This window comes from Brevundimonas intermedia, assembly GCF_027922165.1.
Taxonomy (GTDB): Bacteria; Pseudomonadota; Alphaproteobacteria; order Caulobacterales; family Caulobacteraceae; genus Brevundimonas; species Brevundimonas intermedia.
This window is the reverse complement of the sequence record NZ_BSFD01000011.1, coordinates 123,061-142,820: the sequence shown is the minus strand read 5'-3', so window position 1 is coordinate 142,820 and position 19,760 is coordinate 123,061. Positions and strand designations below refer to the sequence as shown.

The 19,760-nt window shown below is 67.1% G+C and carries 21 protein-coding genes; 4 read left to right on the top strand and 17 right to left on the bottom strand.

What is annotated here, in order from left to right; translation table 11 throughout:
* Window positions 1-5 precede the first annotated feature (5 nt).
* Window positions 6-623, bottom strand: a complete 618-nt coding sequence (locus PKE72_RS14265) for a flavodoxin family protein (RefSeq protein WP_271166043.1) — start codon at window positions 621-623, stop codon at window positions 6-8.
* Window positions 624-810: 187 nt separating this feature from the next.
* On the opposite strand from PKE72_RS14265, the gene scpC reads away from it, so the two are divergent.
* Window positions 811-2,322: a succinyl-CoA:acetate CoA-transferase ScpC gene (gene scpC / locus PKE72_RS14260; protein ID WP_271166042.1), complete on the top strand. Its 1,512-nt coding sequence runs from the start codon at window positions 811-813 to the stop codon at window positions 2,320-2,322.
* A gap of 197 nt (window positions 2,323-2,519) precedes the next feature.
* Here scpC and PKE72_RS14255 read toward each other — a convergent pair whose 3' ends face one another.
* From PKE72_RS14255 to folK, 10 genes are all read right to left on the bottom strand, one after another.
* Complete coding sequence (locus PKE72_RS14255; RefSeq protein WP_271166041.1) at window positions 2,520-3,755, bottom strand: serine hydrolase domain-containing protein; 1,236 nt, start codon at window positions 3,753-3,755, stop codon at window positions 2,520-2,522.
* Window positions 3,756-3,770: 15 nt separating this feature from the next.
* On the bottom strand, window positions 3,771-4,718 hold the full coding sequence (era, locus tag PKE72_RS14250; protein ID WP_271166040.1) for a GTPase Era: 948 nt from the start codon (window positions 4,716-4,718) through the stop codon (window positions 3,771-3,773).
* Window positions 4,715-5,425 (bottom strand): ribonuclease III, encoded by a 711-nt coding sequence (gene rnc / locus PKE72_RS14245; protein ID WP_271166039.1) that lies wholly within the window; start codon window positions 5,423-5,425, stop codon window positions 4,715-4,717. The genes era and rnc overlap by 4 nt, the downstream gene beginning before the upstream one ends.
* The gene (gene lepB, locus PKE72_RS14240; protein WP_271166038.1) at window positions 5,425-6,390 is read right to left on the bottom strand and encodes a signal peptidase I; all 966 of its coding nucleotides are present in this window, start codon (window positions 6,388-6,390) and stop codon (window positions 5,425-5,427) included. Before lepB ends, rnc begins: the two co-directional genes overlap by 1 nt.
* Window positions 6,391-6,448: 58 nt before the next feature.
* Window positions 6,449-6,850 (bottom strand): holo-ACP synthase, encoded by a 402-nt coding sequence (gene acpS / locus PKE72_RS14235; protein WP_271166037.1) that lies wholly within the window; start codon window positions 6,848-6,850, stop codon window positions 6,449-6,451.
* Complete coding sequence (locus tag PKE72_RS14230; RefSeq protein WP_271166036.1) at window positions 6,847-7,587, bottom strand: pyridoxine 5'-phosphate synthase; 741 nt, start codon at window positions 7,585-7,587, stop codon at window positions 6,847-6,849. The genes acpS and PKE72_RS14230 overlap by 4 nt, the downstream gene beginning before the upstream one ends.
* A gap of 24 nt (window positions 7,588-7,611) precedes the next feature.
* A complete protein-coding gene (pyrE, locus tag PKE72_RS14225) occupies window positions 7,612-8,196 on the bottom strand; it encodes an orotate phosphoribosyltransferase (RefSeq protein ID WP_271166035.1) in 585 nt (194 codons plus the stop codon).
* A 39-nt stretch (window positions 8,197-8,235) separates the two neighbouring features.
* Window positions 8,236-10,437: a RelA/SpoT family protein gene (locus tag PKE72_RS14220; protein ID WP_271166034.1), complete on the bottom strand. Its 2,202-nt coding sequence runs from the start codon at window positions 10,435-10,437 to the stop codon at window positions 8,236-8,238.
* An 89-nt stretch (window positions 10,438-10,526) separates the two neighbouring features.
* Window positions 10,527-10,886: a DNA-directed RNA polymerase subunit omega gene (gene rpoZ, locus PKE72_RS14215; RefSeq protein WP_271166033.1), complete on the bottom strand. Its 360-nt coding sequence runs from the start codon at window positions 10,884-10,886 to the stop codon at window positions 10,527-10,529.
* Between the two features lie 85 nt (window positions 10,887-10,971).
* The gene (gene folK / locus PKE72_RS14210; RefSeq protein ID WP_271166032.1) at window positions 10,972-11,547 is read right to left on the bottom strand and encodes a 2-amino-4-hydroxy-6-hydroxymethyldihydropteridine diphosphokinase; all 576 of its coding nucleotides are present in this window, start codon (window positions 11,545-11,547) and stop codon (window positions 10,972-10,974) included.
* On the opposite strand from folK, the gene PKE72_RS14205 reads away from it, so the two are divergent.
* Both PKE72_RS14205 and PKE72_RS14200 read left to right on the top strand, forming a co-directional pair.
* Complete coding sequence (locus PKE72_RS14205; RefSeq protein ID WP_271166031.1) at window positions 11,546-12,088, top strand: LabA-like NYN domain-containing protein; 543 nt, start codon at window positions 11,546-11,548, stop codon at window positions 12,086-12,088. The two genes, folK and PKE72_RS14205, sit on opposite strands and share 2 nt — an antisense overlap.
* Window positions 12,085-12,723, top strand: coding sequence for a uracil-DNA glycosylase (locus PKE72_RS14200; RefSeq protein ID WP_271166030.1), 639 nt, complete (start codon window positions 12,085-12,087; stop codon window positions 12,721-12,723). Before PKE72_RS14205 ends, PKE72_RS14200 begins: the two co-directional genes overlap by 4 nt.
* 317 nt (window positions 12,724-13,040) lie before the next feature.
* Here the strand turns inward: PKE72_RS14200 and smpB are convergent, their stop codons facing one another.
* Together smpB and dapA are read right to left on the bottom strand one after the other, a co-directional pair.
* Window positions 13,041-13,514, bottom strand: a complete 474-nt coding sequence (gene smpB, locus PKE72_RS14195) for an SsrA-binding protein SmpB (protein WP_271166029.1) — start codon at window positions 13,512-13,514, stop codon at window positions 13,041-13,043.
* Window positions 13,514-14,398: a 4-hydroxy-tetrahydrodipicolinate synthase gene (dapA, locus tag PKE72_RS14190; protein ID WP_271166028.1), complete on the bottom strand. Its 885-nt coding sequence runs from the start codon at window positions 14,396-14,398 to the stop codon at window positions 13,514-13,516. Before dapA ends, smpB begins: the two co-directional genes overlap by 1 nt.
* 125 nt (window positions 14,399-14,523) lie before the next feature.
* Between dapA and PKE72_RS14185 the strand changes: the two genes are divergently transcribed.
* Window positions 14,524-16,584 (top strand): lytic transglycosylase domain-containing protein, encoded by a 2,061-nt coding sequence (locus PKE72_RS14185; RefSeq protein ID WP_271166027.1) that lies wholly within the window; start codon window positions 14,524-14,526, stop codon window positions 16,582-16,584.
* Here the strand turns inward: PKE72_RS14185 and PKE72_RS14180 are convergent.
* The 4 genes from PKE72_RS14180 to PKE72_RS14165 are packed head-to-tail and all read right to left on the bottom strand — an operon-like array spanning window position 16,578 to window position 19,748.
* The gene (locus tag PKE72_RS14180; protein ID WP_271166617.1) at window positions 16,578-17,333 is read right to left on the bottom strand and encodes an ABC transporter ATP-binding protein; all 756 of its coding nucleotides are present in this window, start codon (window positions 17,331-17,333) and stop codon (window positions 16,578-16,580) included. The genes PKE72_RS14185 and PKE72_RS14180 overlap by 7 nt on opposite strands.
* The gene (locus PKE72_RS14175) at window positions 17,333-18,322 is read right to left on the bottom strand and encodes a FecCD family ABC transporter permease (RefSeq protein WP_271166026.1); all 990 of its coding nucleotides are present in this window, start codon (window positions 18,320-18,322) and stop codon (window positions 17,333-17,335) included. Before PKE72_RS14175 ends, PKE72_RS14180 begins: the two co-directional genes overlap by 1 nt.
* Window positions 18,319-19,122 (bottom strand): ABC transporter substrate-binding protein, encoded by an 804-nt coding sequence (locus PKE72_RS14170; RefSeq protein ID WP_309298344.1) that lies wholly within the window; start codon window positions 19,120-19,122, stop codon window positions 18,319-18,321. The genes PKE72_RS14175 and PKE72_RS14170 overlap by 4 nt, the downstream gene beginning before the upstream one ends.
* Window positions 19,119-19,748: a TetR/AcrR family transcriptional regulator gene (locus PKE72_RS14165; protein WP_271166025.1), complete on the bottom strand. Its 630-nt coding sequence runs from the start codon at window positions 19,746-19,748 to the stop codon at window positions 19,119-19,121. The genes PKE72_RS14170 and PKE72_RS14165 overlap by 4 nt, the downstream gene beginning before the upstream one ends.
* Between the last annotated feature and the right edge of the window lie 12 nt (window positions 19,749-19,760).

Sequence of the window (19,760 nt, the reverse complement as noted above, 5' to 3'; positions counted from 1 at the left end):
CTGTTCTAGTCCTGTTCTCCGCTTTCGGGAACGGGGTAGGTGTCGGGTTTCAGCACCTTGGCCAGCGCCGCCATATTCCGCGCCGCGTTGCGCCCGACCCGATCCGAATAGTCGTGCCCCTCGTCGGTCTCGACATAGTCCGGCCCCGGCCCCGGACCCAGGTGCCAATAGGTCCAGCTCTGCGCCGCCATGGTGAACCCCATGTCGATCAAGGCCTGAGACACGGTCGCAACAATGTGGTGCGCCCCGTCCTCGTTGCCGGTGATGACGATGCCGCCCACCTTGCCGAAGGCCACAGGTCGGCCGCTGTCGTCCGTCTCCTCGAACAGGGCGTCCATCCGCTCCAGGGCGCGCATGCAGACGCTGGACATCTGCCCGACCCAGGTCGGGGTGGCGAAGACGACGATATTGGCGGCCATGATCTTTTCATGCACGGCGGGCCAATCGTCGTCCGCCCCCTGGTCCGTCTTCACCCCCGGCTTGATGTTCAGGTCGACCAGCCGAACCATCTCGACCTCGGCCCCGCCCTTCTCCAGCTCGTCGATCACCACCTGGGCAAGGGCTTCGGTGCTCGAGGTCTCCGGCGACGGCTTGAGCGTGCAGTTCAGAACAAGGGCTTTCATGGCGATCCTTCCTGTCGGTCTCTGGCTAACCGACGGTTCCGTCTGGCGTTCCATAGGATCGGACGGATCATTTGACGGAGATCATGGACGCACCGCCCATCCTCGACCAAGGTCGAATGGATCGCCTTAGCGGCGCCGCCTAACCGAGACGCCCAGGCCCTCCCCGGCCGCAACCTTGAAGAGCTCCATGTCGCGTATCCGCAGCCAATCCCTCCGCTCCCGGCTGATGTCCGCCCATGACGCCGCCGCCCTGATCCCCGCCGGCTCGACCGTGGGCATGAGCGGCTTCACCGGCTCGGGCTATCCCAAGGCCGTCCCCGCCGCCCTGGCCACGCGGATCGAAGCGGCCCACGCCGCCGGCGACGCCTTCCGGCTGAACCTCTGGACCGGCGCCTCCACCGGCCCGGAACTGGACGGCGCCCTGGCCAAGGCCGACGGGATCGAACGCCGCCTGCCCTACAACTCAGACCCCATCGCGCGCGAGAAGATCAACTCCGGCCAGATGGACTATCTGGACATGCACCTCAGCCAGCTGGCCCCCATGGTCTGGCAGGGCGTGCTGGGCCCGCTGGACACCGCCGTGGTCGAGGTCTCGGCCATCAACGCCGACGGCAGCCTGGTGCCCTCCTCCTCCATCGGCAACAACAAGACCTGGCTGGACCGGGCCGAGCGGGTGATCCTGGAGGTCAACGCCTGGCAGAATCCGGCGCTGGAGGGGATGCACGACATCTACTACGGCACGGCCCTGCCGCCCGACCGGGTCCCCATCCCCCTGACCCGGCCCGACCAGCTGATCGGCCAGCCGACCTTCCGCTGCGATCCGGACAAGATCGTCGCCATCGTCGAGACCGAGGCCCCCGACCGCAACCTGCCCTTCGCCGCGCCGGACGCCAACGCCCGCGCCATCGCCGGCCACCTGATCGAGTTCCTGAAGCACGAGGTCCGGGTCGGCCGCCTGCCCGCCGCCCTGCTGCCGCTTCAGTCGGGCGTCGGCAATGTCGCGAACGCCGTCCTGGCGGGCCTGATGGACAGCCCGTTCGAACGGATGGCCGCCTATACCGAGGTGATCCAGGACGGAATGCTGGACCTGCTGGACGCCGGCAAGCTGACCGTCGCCTCCGCCACCGCCTTCTCCCTCAGCCCGGAAGCCGCAGCGGATATGAACAGCCGGATGGAGCAGTTCCGCGGCAAGATCATCCTTCGCCCACAGGAGATCTCGAACCATCCCGAGCTGATCCGCCGCCTGGGCTGTATCGCCATGAACGGTCTCATCGAGGCCGACATCTACGGCAACGTCAACTCGACCCAGGTCATGGGGTCGCGCATCCAGAACGGCATCGGCGGCTCCGGCGACTTCTCGCGCAACGCCTTCATCTCCTGTTTCGTGACGCCTTCAACGGCCAAGGGCGGCGCCATCTCGGCCATCGTCCCCATGGCCAGCCACGTCGACCACATCACCCAGGACGTCCAGGTCATCGTCACCGAACAGGGTCTGGCCGATCTGCGCGGCCTGTCGCCGAAACAGCGCGCCAAGCTGATCATCGCCCACTGCGCCCACCCCAAATACCGCGACGGCCTGACCGACTATTACGAGCGCGCTCTGAAGGGCTCCTACGGGCTTCAGTCGCCCCACCTGCTGAACGAAGCCCTGTCCTGGCACCAGCGCTACATCGACACAGGGTCCATGCTCCCCGCCTGACGGCCCAAATTTATTTCCCATCCATCCTGAACACGGCGGCGCAAGGCTTTGCGCCCCGTTTTCACCCTTCATCTCACCGCGCCCTCAAACGCCCTTAGACTGGGCGCCGGGAGTGGATGGGGAGACTGATGGATGGCGCGTTTGGCGCGTTTGGCACGTTTGGCGCCCTGTTTTTGCGCCACGCCGCTGGCTTGGGCCTATCGGTCCAGGGTCGTCGGGAACTCGCGCCCCAGGGCCTCGGCCATGGCCTGCTGGCTGATCAGGAAGACCTGGTCGCGCAAGTGATAATTGTTGGACAACACGATCACCGTCACATCGGCCTCCGGCTGGTACAGCATCAGATTGCGGAACCCGCCCCAGCTGCCGGTATGGTAGATTTGGCGATCCTGGAAACTGGGCTGGACCTGATCGCCCAGCCGGTTCGAGAAGATCCCGTAGCCCCAGTCACGGCGTGGACGGCCGCGCTCCTTGGGCGCGTCCGCCGGCGCATGGTCGGCCAGCATCTGCTGATAGCTGAAGGGCTTCAGCAGTTCCCCGCGATGCAACGCCCTCTGCCAGACGAGCAAATCGTCCAGCGTCGAATAGACCGCGCCTGCGCCGGCGACGATGGAGGTGTTGGCGTTCGGCTGGGCCGCCAGTCCTGCGGGGAAGTTGGCGTAACCCATGATCGCCCCATGGTCGCCGCCGTCCAGGTCCAGCCCGCTGTCCTTCATGCCCAGAGGACCAAAGAAGGTCTCGCGCATATAGGCTTGATAGGGCCGGCCGCTGGCCTTCTCGACGATGGCCGCCGCCAGGTTGAAGCCCGCATTGTCGTACCGAACCTTGGTCCCCGGCGCGAACTGCAGGCCGAACCGCTTCGAATCCTCGGTCAGCTCGTTCAGGGTCGCCGGCGTCGTGCGCCGCATGCCCCAGCCCGGCCGCGCCATCAGGTCCGGAATACCCGAGGTGTGCGACAACAGATGGCTGATCCGCACCGGCTCCCACGCCTTCGGACAAGGCTGGATCCATTTGCAGACCGGATCGGAGACGCTCAGCCGCCCCTCATCCTGAAGATGCAGAATGGCCGCCGCCGTGAACTGTTTGGAGATCGAGGCCAGCCGGAAGCGCGAGTCGAGCTTCAGCGGCCGGTCCTGCTCATAGTTCGCCTTGCCATAGACCTGTCGGAACAGGACTTGGTCGCCTTTGGCCACCAGAACCCCGCCCATGAACCGCCCGGCCGCGCCCTCGCGCTCCAGCCGCGCCGCCAGCTGCGGCAGATCCTCGACCACGACCAAGGGCGGCCGCGGCGGCGTCTCGAGGCTAGTCGCCGCCCGCATCGCATCGCTGACGGGTTTGACCGACGTCGAAAACCCGGCCCAGACCACGCCGCCGAGGATCAGCGCCCCCAGGACGCCCAGAACAAGCCGGGGATGGCCCCCAGGGGTACGCGGCACTTCAAACACGGGAACTCAGACGTCGAAATCGAGACCGAACTGGGCGTAGAGCGCCCGCGAATCCTGCCACTTCGGATCGACCTTCACGGTCAGGAACAGGTGGACCTGACGACCGAGGATCTCGTTCAGCTCCTCGCGCGCCTTCTGGCCGATCCATTTCAGCGTCTGGCCGCCCTTGCCCAGGACGATGGGCCGCTGGCTCTCGCGCTCGACATAGATGGTCTGTTCGATCCGGGCCGAGCCGTCGGCGCGGTCCTCGAAGCTGGTGGTCTCAACCGCCGCCGAATAGGGCAGTTCCTCGTGGACGCGCAGATAGACCTTCTCGCGCGTGATCTCGGCCGCCAGAACCCGCACCGGCACGTCCGCCGCCTGATCCTCGGGATACAGCCACGGCCCCTTGGGCATCGACCGCGCCAGCCGTTGTTTCAGGTCCTCGACCCCGTCGCCGTTGGCCGCAGAGATCATATAGACCTCCTCATAGACGCCGCTCTCGAACAGTGTCTGCGACAGGGCCAGCAGGGTGTCGCGGCGCATGCCGTCGATCTTGTTCAGCGCCAAAATGACCTTCGTCCCGGTGGATTGAAGATTGGCGATGATGGTCTCGGTGTCCTCGGCCGAGCGGCGGTCCGCCGCCGTGCCTTCGCGGCCTTCCGAGTTGATGTGCGACTGGGCGTCGATCAGGTGGACGACCACGTCCGCGTCCTGCGCCCCGCCCCAGGCCGAGGCGACCATGGCCCGGTCCAGGCGACGGCGCGGGGTGAAGATGCCGGGGGTGTCCACCAGCACGATTTGGGCCTCGCCTTCCATGGCGATGCCGCGCACCGGGAACCGCGTCGTCTGCACCTTCTGGGTGACGATGGAGACCTTGGACCCGGTCAGCCGGTTGACCAGCGTGGACTTGCCGGCGTTCGGCGCGCCGATGATGGCGGCGAAGCCCGCGCGCTGGTTTTCAATATCGGTCAAATGACGCCTTCACGTTTGAGGAGAGCCGTTGCGGCCGCCTTCTCCGCCTCCTGACGCGAACGCCCCTGTGCGGTCAAGGGCTCCACGCCTTCGACCGACACCTCGACGGTGAATGTCGGCGCATGATCCGAACCCGTCCGATCCGCAACCCGATAGGTCGGCAGCGGCCGCCCCTGCCCCTGGGCCCACTCTTGGAGGGCCGACTTGGGGTTGGTCACGGACCGCGACGGCGGGGCCGCGAACTCGGCCGCCCAGGCCTTGTCGAAGAAGGCCCGCGCCGCCTCCAGCCCGCCGTCCAGATAGACAGCCGCCAGAATGGCCTCGACCGCATCGGCGATGACCCCGGCCTTGCGCCGCCCGCCCGTCTTGGTCTCGCCCGGCGACAGACGCAGGGCTGGACCGACGCCCAGGGCTTCCCCCACCCGCGCGCAGGCCGTCTTGTCGACCAACGCATGCAGGCTGGACGACAGTTCGCCTTCGTGGGCCGTGGGATAGTCCCGCGACAGTTTCTCGGCCACCAGCAGGCCCAGCACCCGGTCGCCCAGGAACTCCAGCCGCTCGTTGTCGCGTGGCCCGTGGACGCCGACCGGCGCGCCCTCGCCGACACTGGCGTGGGTCAGGGCCCGCTCCAGCAGCCCCTTGTCCTTGAAGCTATGGCCGACCCGCGTCTCCAGCGCCGCGACCGCTTCGGCCCTCGTATTCGCCATCAGTGCAGAACGTTGAAGAACCGTCCGAGCCGGACATTGGCCCAGGTCCAGGGCTTGAACAGGGACGAGCCGGGCTCCCACGAGAACAGGATGATCTGCGCCTTGCCGACCAGGTTTTCGGCCGGGACCATGCCCACGCCGCTGGACTGTTCGACCCGGCTGTCGATCGAGTTGTCCCGATTATCGCCCATCATGAAGTAATGACCGACCGGCACCTCATAGACCGGCGTATCGTCCAGGTCGTTCCCGGGCCCGAAGTCCTGGGTCATGAAGCGCTTGCCTTCCGGCAGGGTCTCGCGCACCTGCGCGACCGGATGTGCGCCGAAGATGTCGTTGATCTCGCGCTCGCTGACCACGACGTCCTCAACCGGCTTGTCGTTGATGTAGAGCTTGTTCGAGATCATCTGGATCCGGTCGCCCGGCAGGCCGATAACGCGCTTGATAAAGTCCGTCTTGTCGTCCCGCGGCAGCTTGAACACGACGATATCGCCACGTTTCGGCGCCGAGCCCATCACCCGACCGTCGAACAGCGGCGGGCTGAAGGGGATCGAGTGCTTCGAATAGCCGTACGACCACTTCGACACGACGATATAGTCGCCTTCGTACAGGTTGGGCTCCATCGAGGCCGAGGGAATGGTGAAGGGCTGGAACAGGAAGATCCGCAGCACCATGGCGATCAGCAGGGCGAAGAAGATCGTCTTGACGATCTCCATCGTCTCATCCCCGGCGCTCGGCTCCGCCTTGGCCGCCTTGGCCGGCTTGCGCGCATAGACCGGGGTCTTCTCCGCGTCGTCAAAAGGCGCGTCGCCGGCATCGCTCCAGACCGGGCGCTTTTCAGCAGTGTCGCTCTTTACGGCCTCGACCGGCGCATCGGCCTCGGACGCGGCGAAGACCTCCTCCGGCGTGGGGTCGGTCGCATTGGTCTTGGCCGCATCGGCGTCTTGCGGCTTCTGGTCTTCGCTCATGCGATCAGGAATCCCCTTGCCGCGTCTGCGCGGTCGTCCACTGAGGGGTATATCGCGATTACGACAGCGGCAAGGCTTCGATCACCACGAAGGCGAGCGCATAGGGGTGTTCGTCGCTCAGGGTCAGGTGAATCTTCGCCTCATGCCCCGCCGGCGTCAGCCGCGCCAGATGCTCGGCGGCATGACCGGTCAGGGCCAGGGTCGGCTGTCCGGAGCGCAGATTCACCACCCCCATGTCGCGCCAATAGACGTCCGCGCGCATCCCCGTGCCCAGCGCCTTGGCGCAGGCTTCCTTGGCCGCGAACCGCTTGGCGTAGCTCCAGGCCGGATCCGGCTTACGATCCGACCGCGTCCGCTCGATCTCGGTGAAACAGCGCTGCTTGAACCGCTCGCCGAACCGATCCAGCGAGGCCTGGATCCGCCGGATGTCCGACAGGTCCGCGCCGACGCCGATGATCACTTGGCCGCATCCATCGCCGCCCGCATCCGCCGGATCGCAGCGTCCAGGCCGACGAAGATGGATTCGCCGATCAGGAAATGACCGATGTTCAACTCACGGATTTCAGGAATGGCCAGCATGCGCGGGGAGGTGTCGTAATCCAGACCGTGCCCGGCATGGACCTCCAGGCCCAGAATGTCGGCCTGGGCCGCAGCGGCCGCGATCCGTTCAAACTCCACCTCTCGCTCGCCGGGATCGGTCAGATGGCAATAGCGGCCGGTGTGGAACTCCACCACCTGGGCGCCCACAGCCGCAGCGGCCTCGACCTGCGCCTCGGACGGCTCGATGAACAGCGACACCCGCACACCGGCCTGGGCCAAGGCCTTGGCCACCGGCGCGATCCGCGCCTCGAACCCGGCGACCGCCAGCCCGCCCTCGGTCGTCACTTCCTCGCGCCGTTCCGGAACCAGGCAGGCGGCATGGGGACGATGGCGCAGGGCGATGGCCAGCATCTCGTCCGTCACCGCCATCTCGAAGTTCAGCGGCTTGCCCGCCCGCGCGCACAGGGCGCTGAGCACATCGATGTCGGAGTCGGTGATATGACGGCGGTCCTCACGCAGGTGGGCGGTGATCCCGTCCGCGCCGGCGGCCAGCGCGGCCTCGGCGGCCCGAACCGGGTCCGGATGCGTCCCGCCGCGGGCGTTCCGCACCGTGGCGACGTGATCGATATTGACGCCCAACCTGACCCGTTCGCGCATCTCAGCTCCTCGCCAATCCGAACATCACTTCGAAAGTCTGCGGCTGCCCGGATCTTCGATCGGCAGGGCCGCCAGTTCCGCCGGCAGGGCGTCGGCCGGATAGGCCGGCACCTCCAGCGAAGCCAGGGCGATCAGCGGCACGCCGACGTCCGCCTTGCCGCCGGAACGATCGACGATACAGGCTGCGGCGACAACCTCGCCCCCGGCGGCCTGGATGGCCGCGATACATTCGCGCGACGACAGGCCCGTGGTGACGATGTCCTCGACCATCACGACCTTCTGCCCCGGCTCGACCGAAAAGCCGCGTCGCAGCTTGAACTGACCGCCCTCGCGCTCGACATACATCGACGGCACGCCGAGATGACGCGCGGTCTCATAGCCCGGAATAATCCCGCCTACGGCCGGCGAAATGGCGACGTCCACCGACCCCACGGTCGCGACGATCTTGTCCGCCAGCGCCTTGCACAACCGCTCGCAGCGATCCGTCTGCATAAAGACCAGGTTCTTCTGCAAAAAGACCGGGCTGTGCAGGCCGGAAGACAGGACGAAATGGCCTTCGCGCAGAGCGCCGGCGTCGCGGAATTCGTTGAGGACATCTTGGGTGTTCATGGCGGCGGTCTTAGCGCCTCGCTCCGCCGAGCGAAAGGCTCAGCCGCGACCGCGATCCACGTTGTCGACCGACGGATTGGCGCGCAGCGCCGCCATGATCATCGTCGCGTGTTTCGCGTCCTCGACCTCGACATCCAGGGTCACGTCAAAGAAGTCCTGCTGCCGATAGGCCATCGACAAGTTGATGATATTGCCGCCGGCCTCCCCGATCAGGGTGGTCACCTGGCCCAGCACGCCCGGGGCATTGCGGATGGTGGCGTTCAGGCGGACCGCCGCCACAGCGTCGGTTTCGGCCTGAGGCGTCCATTGCAGATCGTGCCAGACCGAATCGTCGTCGGCGAAGGCCGCCAGCGACTGGCAGTCGATCGTATGGACGGTCAGCCCAATCTCGGGCTCCAGAATGCCGACGATCCGATCGCCCGGCACCGGCGTGCAACATTGGCCGAAATGGACGCTGACGCCCGGCGTCAGCCCGCCGCCCCGAACGAACAATCGTGCTGTGCCGCCCTCGATCCGCTGCTTCTCCGGCCCCGCCTTCAGCCGTCCCTTCAGCGCGGGGAACAAGGTCTCGGCCACCGTAGTAGGCGACAGGCGGCCGCGGCCCAGGCTTTCAAACACATCGTCGTCGCCGGCGACGGCCAGGGTCTCCAGGATCGGTTTCAACGACACTTCAGCCAGGGTCTTGTCGATCCGCGCCAGGGTCTGCTGCAAGGCGATGCGCCCCAGTTTGACGAACTCCTCGCGCTCGGAGGTGCGGATGTGGCGCCGGATGGCGGACCGCGCGCGCCCGGTGACGGTCAGACTGCGCCAGTCGGCCGGCACCTCCCGCTTGGCCCCCCGAATGATCTCGACCACATCGCCGTTCTGCAAGGGCGTGCGCATCGGCTTGAGCTCGCCGTTGACCTTGACGCCGACCGCCGTGTCCCCGACCTCGGTATGGACGGCATAGGCGAAGTCCAGCGGCATGCCGCCGCGCGGCAGGGTCACCAGCCGCCCCTTGGGCGTAAAGACGAAGACCTGATCCAGATACATTTCGAGCTTGGCGTGCTCGACCCAGTCCTCGCCGCCCTCGCCGTGCTCGATGACCTGAACCAAGTGGCGCAGGTTCTGCAGCGGGTCGCGACCGCCCCCCTGCTCCATCGCCTCGCGGTCAAACCCATAGGACTTGTTCTTGTAACGCCAGTGGGCCGCGACCCCGTCCTCGGCGACCCTGTCCATCGCCTCGGTGCGGATCTGCATCTCGATGCGCAGGCCCCGCGGCCCGACGACGGTCGTGTGCAGCGAGCGATAGTTGTTCGACTTGGGCGTCGAGATAAAATCCTTGAACCGCTCCGGCACCATCGGCCACTCGCGGTGGATCACGCCCAAGGCGCGGTAACAGTCGTCCTCCGCCTCCACGATCACGCGGAAACCGTAGATGTCGGACAGGGACGAGAAGCCGACCGACTTGCGCTGCAGTTTGCGCCAGATCGAATAGGGCGTCTTCTGGCGGCCGAAGACGTGGGCGCCGACCCCAGCCTCCGACAGCACCCGCTCGACCTCGCCCGCCACGCCTTCGATGGCGCGGCCGTGTTCCAGCTTCAGCGCCTCCAGCCGCCGCTCGATAGCGGTCTTGGCCGTCGGGTTCAGGTGGGTGAAGGCCAGTTCTTCCAGTTCGGACGCGATCGAGTGAATGCCGATCGACCGTCCCAGCGGTGCATAGACTTCCAGGGTCTCGCGACTGATCCGCTCGCGCTTCTCCGGCTTCACGTACTGGAGGGTCCGCATATTGTGCAGACGGTCGGCCAGCTTGACCAACAGCACCCGTACGTCCCGGCTGATGGCGAGAATGAATTTCCGCAGGTTCTCGGCTTGGCGCGTATGCTCGGCCTGAAGCTCCAGCCGGCTCAGCTTGGTGACGCCCTCGACAAGGACCGCCACCTCCTCGCCGAACATCTGGGCGATGTCGTCGCGCGTCGCCGAGGTGTCCTCGACCACGTCGTGCAGCAGGGCTGTGACGATGGTGGCGGTGTCGAGCTTGTAGTCGGTCAGTATGCCCGCGACCTGGATCGGGTGGGCGAAATAGGGATCGCCCGAGGCCCGCATCTGTGAGCCGTGCATCTTCATCGCATAGACATAGGCGCGGTTCAGCAGCGCTTCGTCGGCGGTGGGGTCATAGGCCTTGACGGCCTCGATCAGCTCGAACTGGCGCAGGATGGGCGCGCGCTTCGGCGTCGGCGCCGCATCGTCAGCGGTCGGCATGGGATCGTTTTTGTTCGCAGCTTGGGGCGCCGGCGGAACCGTTTCGGTCCGCGCCGGCAGGATAGTGACGCCAGGGGCTCCCTCGGGCGTCAGTACCGCTCCTCCTGGCCGCCGTCACGGTCGCTTTGCAGGGCGCGGATCAACTCGGCTTCGGCCATGTTCATGTGCTGCGGTTCGGCCAGCAGGGCGACGGTTTCCGCTTCGTCCTCGGCTTCGGTCCGCTCATCGACGCGTTGCAGCGTGGTGATGATGGTCTCGCGCAGTTCGTCCGGCACGACCGTGTCGTCGGCGATCTCGCGCAGGGCCACGACGGGGTTCTTGTCGTTGTCGCGGTCGATGGTCAGGGCGGCGCCATTGGCGATGCTGCGGGCGCGGTGACCGGCCAGCAGAACCAGGCCGAAGCGGTTCGGGACCTTCTCGATGCAGTCTTCGACGGTGACGCGGGCCATGAAAATTCCTCGAACGCGGGGGAGAACCGCGTCAAATACAGATAGGGACTGTGTTTTGCAACGCCAGCGGGGCGAAAGTGCGGCGTCAGATCGGATGGGCGTCCTGCGCCACGGTCGCTGCGGCGGCCAAGTCCCGCGCCAAGCCGCCGTAGGGGTGCACCCAGGCCGCTGCGATCTCCGCGATCGGCCCCATGACGAATCGCCTTTCCGCAGATCGGGGATGCGGCAGGATCAATCCATCCAGGTCACCGCTCAACCGTCCATAGGCGACCAAATCCAGATCCAGTGTGCGCGGCGCATTGCGCACCGACCGCTGACGACCGAACACGTCTTCGATCCGGCCCAGCGCCGCCATCAGGGCGTGTGGATCATGGCGGGTCTCTACAATTACCACCCCATTCAGAAACGGCGGGTCCTGCGGATCGGGCCAGGCCATCGACGACCACCAGGACGATCGGGCCACAACATCGATTCCTTCCATGCGGAAACGCGCCAGCGCCGCCTCCAGCGCCTCGCGACAAGAGGACCAGACCCCCTTGTCATTACAGCCCAGCGCCACGATGACTGCAGCGTCCAGATCGAGCGCCCCGTCGATTCCCACATCGACCGGAGCCCCCGCCGGGACGTCATATTTTTCATCCCTTTCGACGGCTTCGACCATGTTTCATTCCACCGACCGCCTGGCGATCTTCATCGACGGGTCAAACCTCTACTCCGCCGCCCGCGCGCTACAGCACGACCTCGACTTCAAGCGGATGCTGGACTGGTTCCGCGAAAAATCCGTCCTGACACGCGCCTATTATTACACGGCTGTGGTCGAGGGCGAAGAGTTCTCGCCGGTAAAGCCTCTGGTGGACTGGCTCGACTACAACGGCTTCTCGGTCGTGACCAAGCCGGTGAAGCGGTTCACCGACGGCTCGGGGCATAGTCGGATCAAGGGCAATATGGATATCGAGATTGCGGTCGATATGCTGGAGTTGGCTCCACACCTCGATCACGCCGTGCTGTTCTCGGGCGACGGCGACTTCCGCCGCGTGGTGCAGGCGGTGCAGGCGAAGGGCGTCCGCGTCACCGTCATTTCGACCCAGAAGACTCAGCCGCCGCATATCGCCGACGAACTGCGCCGCCAGGCCGACGCCTTCCTGGATCTGAGCGATCTGATGGCAGAGTTCGGCCGACCCAAGACCGGCGCCGCCCAATGAGCCTGACGCCCGAGCCGCCGCGCGACTGCCCCCTCTGCCCCCGTCTGGTGGAGTATCGCCACGACAATGCGCGTCAGAACCCCGATTGGTGGAACGGCCCTGCCCCGTCCTTCGGCGATCCGAACGCGCGCCTGTTGGTCGCCGGCCTGGCGCCGGGCCGCACCGGCGCCAACCGCACGGGCCGCCCCTTCACCGGCGACCACGCCGGCTGGCTCTTGTACGACACCCTGAAGAAGACCGGCTTCGCTCAGGGGGCTTATGATCCGGACGGCGACGACGATCTGAAACTGGTCGACTGTATGATCACCAACGCCGTCCGCTGCGCCCCGCCGGGCAACAAGCCCCTGCCGATCGAAGAAACGACCTGCCGCCCCTTCCTGATCGACCGACTGGCCCTGCTGCCCAATCTCAAAGTGATCGTCACCCTTGGCGATGTCTCTCGCCGCAATATCCTGAAGGCTTTCGGCCGGCCGGCCTCGGCCATGCCGGCCGGTCACGGGGCCGAGGGAGAAGCGGGCGGCTATATGATCCTGAATTCCTATCACTGCTCACGGCTGAACACGAACACGGGCCGACTGACTCCCGCCATGTTCGAGGCCGTCTTCGAGCGGGCGCGAGACCTGATCGCCCGCTAACCATCAACTGTTATTCGCCTGTCGCACGAATCCGCCAATCTCCAAATATGGCGGAACAGAGGCGAGCCTTCGGCGTTCGTCTCCCAGCGGGAGGCTGGACTATGCGACGCACGAACGGGGTATTTTCACGCAGCGAGCGCAGACTCGCCATCTTGGCCGCGGTCATAGTGGTTGCGGTCACTGCACTCGCCTTGGCGACGGGTGGTCTCATCACGCCGCCGGCGGGGACAGGCGGTCGGGCCAGCTATGGGTTCGCGGACCTGCCAGGGGTTATGGACGCTCGCCCCCTGGCTTGATCTGAAAGTCGTTTGTTCGGTTCAGCCCTTGTCCCGCATCAGCCGGGCCTTGTCGCGTTGCCAGTCGCGCTCGGCCGAAGCTTCGCGCTTGTCGTGCAGCTTCTTGCCCTTGGCGAGCGCGATCTCCAGCTTCGCCTTGCCCGCGTCGTTCAGATACAGTTTCAGCGGAATGATCGTCTGACCGTCCCGCTGCACCGCCCCGATCAACCGGTCGATCTGCTTTCTGTGCAACAGCAGTTTGCGCGGCCGGCGCGGCTCGTGATTGAAACGGTTGGCCTGCTTGTAAGGTGGGATATCGGCGTTGATCAGGACGATCTCGCGCCCCTCCACCGCCGCATAGCTTTCGGCGATATTGGCCCGGCCGTCCCGCAACGCCTTGATCTCGGTCCCCAGCAGCTGGATCCCGGCCTCGATATTGTCCTCAAGGAAATAGTCGAACCGCGCGCGGCGGTTCTCGGCGATGATCTTGGACTTCGACTGGGATTGCGGCGCCATCAGACGACGCCCGCATCCGCCATGGCGCGATCAATCAATGGCTTGACCTCGTCCGAGGTCGGCGACAGCGGCAGGCGCGCCTCCTCGCGGCACAGGCCCAACCGGGCCAAGGCGTATTTGGTCGGCGCAGGCGAATTATCGAGGAACAGGGCCTTGCACAGGCCGATCAGACGATCCTGCCAGTCGCGGGCGGCGGCGTAATCCCCGGCCGCCAGAGCATTGTGAAGGGCCACCATGGCCTCGGGCGCGACATTAGACGCCACCGAGATGAGTCCGACCCCGCCATGGGCATGATAACCCAGATAGCTCGAATCATCCCCCGAGATCAGGTCGAACTGGCCGTCGATATTGGCGCGCATCCAGCTCGCCCGGCTCATGTCGCCGGTGGCGTCCTTGATGCCGACGATGTTCGGATGCGCGGCCAGCCGCGCCACCGTCTCATTGGCCAGATCGGCCCCGGTTCGCCCCGGCACATTGTAAAGCAGGATCGGCAGTTCGACGGCGTCGGCCACGGCCTCGAAATGCGCCGCCATGCCAGCCTGCGAAGGCCGGATATAATAGGGGGTGACGATAAGGGCCCCATCCGCCCCCACCGCCTTGGCGTGACGGGTCAGCTCGATGGCTTCCTTGGTGTAAGGCGACCCGGTGCCCGCGATGACCTTCGCCCGCCCTGCCACCAGCCCCACGCACAGGCCGATCACATGCTTGTGCTCGTCCAGATCCATGCTGGCGCCCTCGCCCGTCGTACCGACGGGAACGATGCCGTCCACGCCTGCGGCGATCTGACGCTCGACGAGGGCGGCGAATGCGGCTTCGTCCACGTTTCCGTCATGAAGTGGTGTGATCAGGGCGGTGATCACGCCCTTGAACAAGGGGGCGGTCATGGGACTAGCTAGCCTGCGTGGGGAGGGGCGATGGACGGATGTCCAGAACCTCTGTCTTAAGAGCGCGGGAAGTTAGGTCGCCAGCGGCTCCGCCGCAACCGGGATGAATGAGAACAGGAAAGATCATGATCGCGACCAGCCTGGCGGCGGCCCTCGCCGTCCTCGCTCCGACCCCGCAGGATGCCCTGCCCGGTCAACCTGTTCCCTATTCCGCCGTCTCACAAACGGTCCCCGGTTACAGCCCCACCTATCAGGGCCGCGTCCTCGATGATCAGGACACGGCGCTGTTCCGCCAGGGCCTGGCGGCGGCGCGGGCGCGCGACATCCCGAGCGCCCAGTCGGCGATCTCGCAACTGCGCGACCCGACGGCGCGCAAATTGATCGAATGGGCCCTGATCGACACCTCGGGCGAACAACTGTCCTACGCCGAGCTCGCCCAGGCCCAGACGGCTTTGAAGGGTTGGCCCCGCGCCGAATCACGTCGCGTCGCCGCCGAAATGGTGCTGGACCGAGTCGGCGCCACGCCGGACGCCGTCATGGCCCTCTTCTCCGACCACCCGCCCGAGACGGTTCAAGGCGCCATCGCCAACGCCTCGGCCCTCGAACAGCGCGGACGCCAACGCGAGGCCCGCGCCCTGATTCGCGACTGGTGGCGGACACGATCCTTCGACGCCGAGCCGCAATCGCGTATCCTCGCGCGCTGGGGCGGCGAACTGACGACGGCCGATCATGAGGCGCGACTAAACATGCTGCTGCTGGGCCCCCACGGTCCGGCCACGCGCGCCATGCTCAACCTGGTCTCGCCGGAACGAGCGGCCGTCGCCAATACGGTCATGAGCCTGCGCACCGCCTACAGCCCGGACGCCGTCGTCGCCGGCCTGACGCCCGCCCAGGCGGCCGACCCGGCGGTGACGCTGGAACGAGTCCGCATCCTGCGCTCGCAGAACCGCCAATCGGAGGCCTTCCCCCTTCTGGCCAACCTGCCGCCCGCGCCCGCCCATTCGGCCGGCGACAACACCCTGTGGACCGAGCGTCGCAACTATTACCTCGACGCCCTGCAGCAGGGGAACTGGCGCGCCGCCTATGACGCCATGAACGGCCACGGCTTCACCTCCGGCGACCGGATGGTGGACGCCGAATTCTTCGCCGGCTGGGTCGCCCTGACCAAGCTGAACCAGCCCGAGGTCGCCGCCCGCCATTTCGAGGCTCTGCGCACCGCCTCCTCCACCCCCATCACCCAGGGTCGCGCCTATTACTGGCTGGGCCGGGCCGCGGAGGCGCGCGGCGAGCGCGACGCAGCCCAGACTTACTACCGCAACGGCGCCCAGCACTGGCAGACCTTCTACGGCCAGCTGGCCGCCGAAAAAGCCGGGATCGCCACCCTGACCCTGCCCGGCGAACCGGCCCCCACCCAGACCGACATCGCCCGGTTCGAATCCAACGAACTGGTCCGCGCCACGCGAATCCTGGGCGAGACCGGCGAGACCAGCCTGCTGCGCGTCTTCGCCTATCAGCTCGACAATGACCTGCCGACCATCGAGGATCTGGCCCTGCTGATAGACCTGACGCGCGGTTATGGCGAAGGCTTCACCGCCATGATGGTCGGCCGCGCCGCCAGTCAGCGGGGCTTCGTCCTGCCTGAGCGCATGTATCCGGTTCGCATCCCGCCCCAGGTCGCCGGCGCCGCCCCGCTGGAATTCACCCAGGCCATCACCCGCCAGGAGTCCAGCTTCGATCCCCGCGCCCGTTCCGGCGCCGACGCGCGCGGCATGATGCAGTTCCTGCCCGCCACGGGCGCGGGGGTCGCCCGTCGCCTGGGCATGAGCTTCTCGGCCGAACAGCTGTGGGATCCGGACTACAACATGACCCTGGGCAGCTATCACCTGGGCGAGTTGATGGCGGCCAACAACGGCTCCATGCTGCTGGCGACGGTCGGCTACAACGCCGGGCCGGCCCGGCCGAACCAGTGGATCGCCCGCTGCGGCGATCCGCGCGGCGATTCCAATGCCGCCATCGACTTCATCGAATGCGCGCCCTTCACCGAGACGCGCAACTATATGATGCGGGTGATGGAGAATATGGCGGTCTACAAGGCCCGTCTGAACGGCGGCTCAGCGCCTCTCACGACCTCGACCGACATCGCGCGCGGCGCAGCCGCCGGTCCCCGCCCCTACGCCGCCTACTGAACCCGGCGGGCCGCCAGCAGCGGCCCGTCCGGTCCCTCGATCCAGCGCCCGTCGAGACCGAAGACGCGTCGGAGCACGTCAGGCTCAAGAGCCTCCATGGGCGGGGCGTGCGCCACGACTTGTCCTTGGTCCAGCACCACGATCCGGTCGGCGACGGCGGCCGCCAAGGTCAGATCGTGCAGGCTGACCAGCACCCCGGCCCCGCTGTCGGCGCGGGCGCGCAGCCGCTCCAGCACCAGCCGTTGCGCATCCGGGTCAAGACCCGCGATGGGTTCATCCGCCAGCAACAGGGGTGCGTCTGTCGCCAGGGCGCGCGCCAGCAGCACCCGCGCCCGCTCCCCGCCCGACATCTCCGCCACGCCGCGATCCGCCAGATGGTCTATGCCGACCTCGGCGAGGGCCGCATGGGCCCGCGCCAGAGCCTCGGCTCCCGACAGGAAGGGCGCTCCCAGGGCCGCAACCTCGACCGCCGGCAAGTTCCAGGCGATGTGGCGTTCCTGCGGAAGATAGGCGACGCGCCGGGCCCGCTCTCGCGGCGACAGCGTCCTGACATCGTCGCCGTTCAGGCGAGCGACTCCGCCGTCCAGCTCAAGCAAACCAACGAATGCTTTGATAAGGCAGGATTTTCCAGCGCCATTAGGACCGACCAGCGCGACCAGCTGGCCATATTCGACCTGCACGTCCGCACCATCCAGCACCTTGCGGCCGCCCAGGCTCGCATCGGCGTCCCACATCGTCAGAGGCGCGATCACAGCCGCCACTCCCGCGCCGCCCGCCAGGCGATCAGGGCGAACAGGGGCGCGCCGATCAGGGCCGTAAACACCCCCAGCTTCAGCTCCTGATCCGTCGGCGTCAGCCGCGCCGCCAGATCGGCGACGACCAGCATCAACCCTCCGGCCAGGGCCGAGGGCGCCAATATCCGTCCCGCATCGCCCCGCGCCGCCGCCCGCACCAGATGGGGCGCCGCCAGACCGACGAAGCCGATCACGCCCGCCACCGCCACGGCCGCACCGGTCGCCACCGCCGCCGCGATCAGGGCGAAGACTCTCAACCGCCCCATGGACAGGCCCGACGCCGCCGCCGTCTCATCGCCCAAGGTCAACATCCGCAAGCCTCCCGCCGACAGGCCGGCGAAGACCGCCGCGACCACCAAGGCAGGAGCGACCCAGGCCACATCGACCCAGCTCCGGTTCTGCACCGATCCCAGCAACCAGGACATCACCTCGGCCTGGGCGATGGGCGACGGCGACAGGTTGAAGATCAGCGCCGTCGCCGCCCCCGCGAAACTGGACAGGGCGACGCCGAACAGGATCAGCGCCTCCGGCGCCCGCATCAGACCGGCGGCGACGATCAACAGGCCGCCGGCCACGACGGCCCCGGCCAGGGCCGACATCTCGACCAGCCCCGCCACGCCCGCGCCGCCCAGGACGATGGCCAGGGCCGCGCCCAGAGCCGCCGTCGCCGACACGCCCAGCACCCCGGGATCCGCCAGCGGATTGCGGAGCAAGCCCTGCATCACCGCCCCCGCCAGCCCCAGGCAGGCCCCGACGATCAGGGCGCAGACTGCACGCGGCGCCCGCACCTGCCAAAACACCTCCCACGGCCCCGACGTCGGGTCGCCGAACGCCTGGGCGTACTGAGCGCCGTCAAAGCTCGTCTCGCCCAGCAGGACCGCCGCCGCCACGGCCGCCACGCAGACCAGCCCCAGGATCAGGCACAACCGCACCGTCCGGCTCATGGCCGTCCCTTCGCCATCATCTCAACCCCGTCGGCGGCAAACCAGGCGGGGCAGGTCAGCACCGCTGCAGGCAGCTTCGCCGCCGTCCGTCCCCGCGCAGCCCGTCTCACCACCGGATGTCGGCCCGGCCCACGCCAGTCGGCCCGCAATTGGTCAAAGAAGCCCAGCACGAACCGGATCGGCGGCTGCAACGCGATCCGCTCGACGCTGACCGCGCCAAAGCCTGGCGCCGTGGTCAGATTGCGGAACCCCGCCGCCCGCATCATCGCATCCATCAGCGTGCCCGGCCCCGACGTATAGCCGCCCGAGGTCAGATAGACCGCCCCCGGCCTCGGACCTCCGGCAGGCGGCGCGGCGCGATCCAGCTTGGTTTGCATGGTCCGCTCCAGCCGCGCCCCCCGGCCGACCTGTCCCAAACCCAGCGCCGCCGCGCGGATATTGGCGCGCACCCCGTCCAGATCGGTCGCGTCCGCAATCGTGACGACCTTGGTCCCCCGCCGCTCCAGCGCCGCCAGCAGCCGGGGCTCGCCACCCCAATAGCGCACGACCACATCCGGCTTGAAGCCGACCGCCGCCTCCAGGGTCGGACGGAGGCGCCTGCGCCCGGCCGCCTCGCGCACCATCCAGGCGTCGGGGTCGTCGGCGCGCGGCGACAAGGCCAGTTCGGCGTCGGGCGCCAGGGCCAGGATATATTGGTCGGCGCACTGATCCAGCGCCATGACCCGCAGCGGTCGCGCCTCGACGCCCCCAGCCACGGCCAGAACCACAGCCCCAGCCGCCAGCCCCCAGACAGGCCTCACGATTTCAGGAGGCCGGCAAACACGGCGTCCAAAGTGGTTTTCACCAGGGTGTCGCGATCGACCCATGGGAAATAGGGTTTGGTTATCACCAGGGAAACGACGCCGTGGGTCGCCGCCCAGATCGACTGGGCGATAGTGCGAGGATCGCCTTTCATCCGTCCCGCCGCTACGGCCTCCACCACCAGTTGCTCGAAGGCCGAGAATACGCCCGCCCCCAACTCCTGCGACAGGCTCTGGGCCCCCTCGCGCGCCTCGTTGGGCCGCGTCAGATAGATCAGCCGGTAAGCGTTCGGATGATCGAAGCCGAACTGGGCATAGGCCTCGATCATCCGTCTAAGACGAACCTCGGGCGGCGCATCCAGCGCGGACAGGGCGGCGCCCGTCGCGATCAGTCGGCCGAACGCTTCGCGGCAAATCTCCTGAAGGATCGCCCCCTTGTCGGGAAAATGCATATAGAGCGCCGTCGATGACAGACCGACCTCGTCGGCGATCTTGCGGATCGTCGCGCCCTCGTAGCCGTGCTCAACGAAGATGCGCTCGGCGGCGGCGAGGATTTCTCCACGCCGCGAATGGCCTTCGCCCTTGGGTTTGCGATTGGAACGCGAGGATGGCGAAACGACGGGCAACGGCGACTCCGG

What these genes read in the sequence shown, in the direction of transcription:
- PKE72_RS14230 (WP_271166036.1), bottom strand. Translation starts at nt 7,587, where the DNA reads ATGCGCGAACGGGTCAGGTTGGGCGTCAATATCGATCACGTCGCCACG.
- rpoZ (WP_271166033.1), bottom strand. Translation starts at nt 10,886, where the DNA reads ATGGCCCGCGTCACCGTCGAAGACTGCATCGAGAAGGTCCCGAACCGC.
- dapA (WP_271166028.1), bottom strand. Translation starts at nt 14,398, where the DNA reads ATGACCGCCCCCTTGTTCAAGGGCGTGATCACCGCCCTGATCACACCA.
- lepB (WP_271166038.1), bottom strand. Translation starts at nt 6,390, where the DNA reads ATGAGCGAAGACCAGAAGCCGCAAGACGCCGATGCGGCCAAGACCAAT.
- PKE72_RS14265 (WP_271166043.1), bottom strand. Translation starts at nt 623, where the DNA reads ATGAAAGCCCTTGTTCTGAACTGCACGCTCAAGCCGTCGCCGGAGACC.
- smpB (WP_271166029.1), bottom strand. Translation starts at nt 13,514, where the DNA reads ATGGCGCCGCAATCCCAGTCGAAGTCCAAGATCATCGCCGAGAACCGC.
- PKE72_RS14205 (WP_271166031.1), top strand. Translation starts at nt 11,546, where the DNA reads ATGTTTCATTCCACCGACCGCCTGGCGATCTTCATCGACGGGTCAAAC.
- PKE72_RS14220 (WP_271166034.1), bottom strand. Translation starts at nt 10,437, where the DNA reads ATGCCGACCGCTGACGATGCGGCGCCGACGCCGAAGCGCGCGCCCATC.
- PKE72_RS14185 (WP_271166027.1), top strand. Translation starts at nt 14,524, where the DNA reads ATGATCGCGACCAGCCTGGCGGCGGCCCTCGCCGTCCTCGCTCCGACC.
- PKE72_RS14200 (WP_271166030.1), top strand. Translation starts at nt 12,085, where the DNA reads ATGAGCCTGACGCCCGAGCCGCCGCGCGACTGCCCCCTCTGCCCCCGT.
- scpC (WP_271166042.1), top strand. Translation starts at nt 811, where the DNA reads ATGTCGCGTATCCGCAGCCAATCCCTCCGCTCCCGGCTGATGTCCGCC.
- pyrE (WP_271166035.1), bottom strand. Translation starts at nt 8,196, where the DNA reads ATGAACACCCAAGATGTCCTCAACGAATTCCGCGACGCCGGCGCTCTG.
- rnc (WP_271166039.1), bottom strand. Translation starts at nt 5,425, where the DNA reads ATGGCGAATACGAGGGCCGAAGCGGTCGCGGCGCTGGAGACGCGGGTC.
- PKE72_RS14175 (WP_271166026.1), bottom strand. Translation starts at nt 18,322, where the DNA reads ATGAGCCGGACGGTGCGGTTGTGCCTGATCCTGGGGCTGGTCTGCGTG.
- folK (WP_271166032.1), bottom strand. Translation starts at nt 11,547, where the DNA reads ATGGTCGAAGCCGTCGAAAGGGATGAAAAATATGACGTCCCGGCGGGG.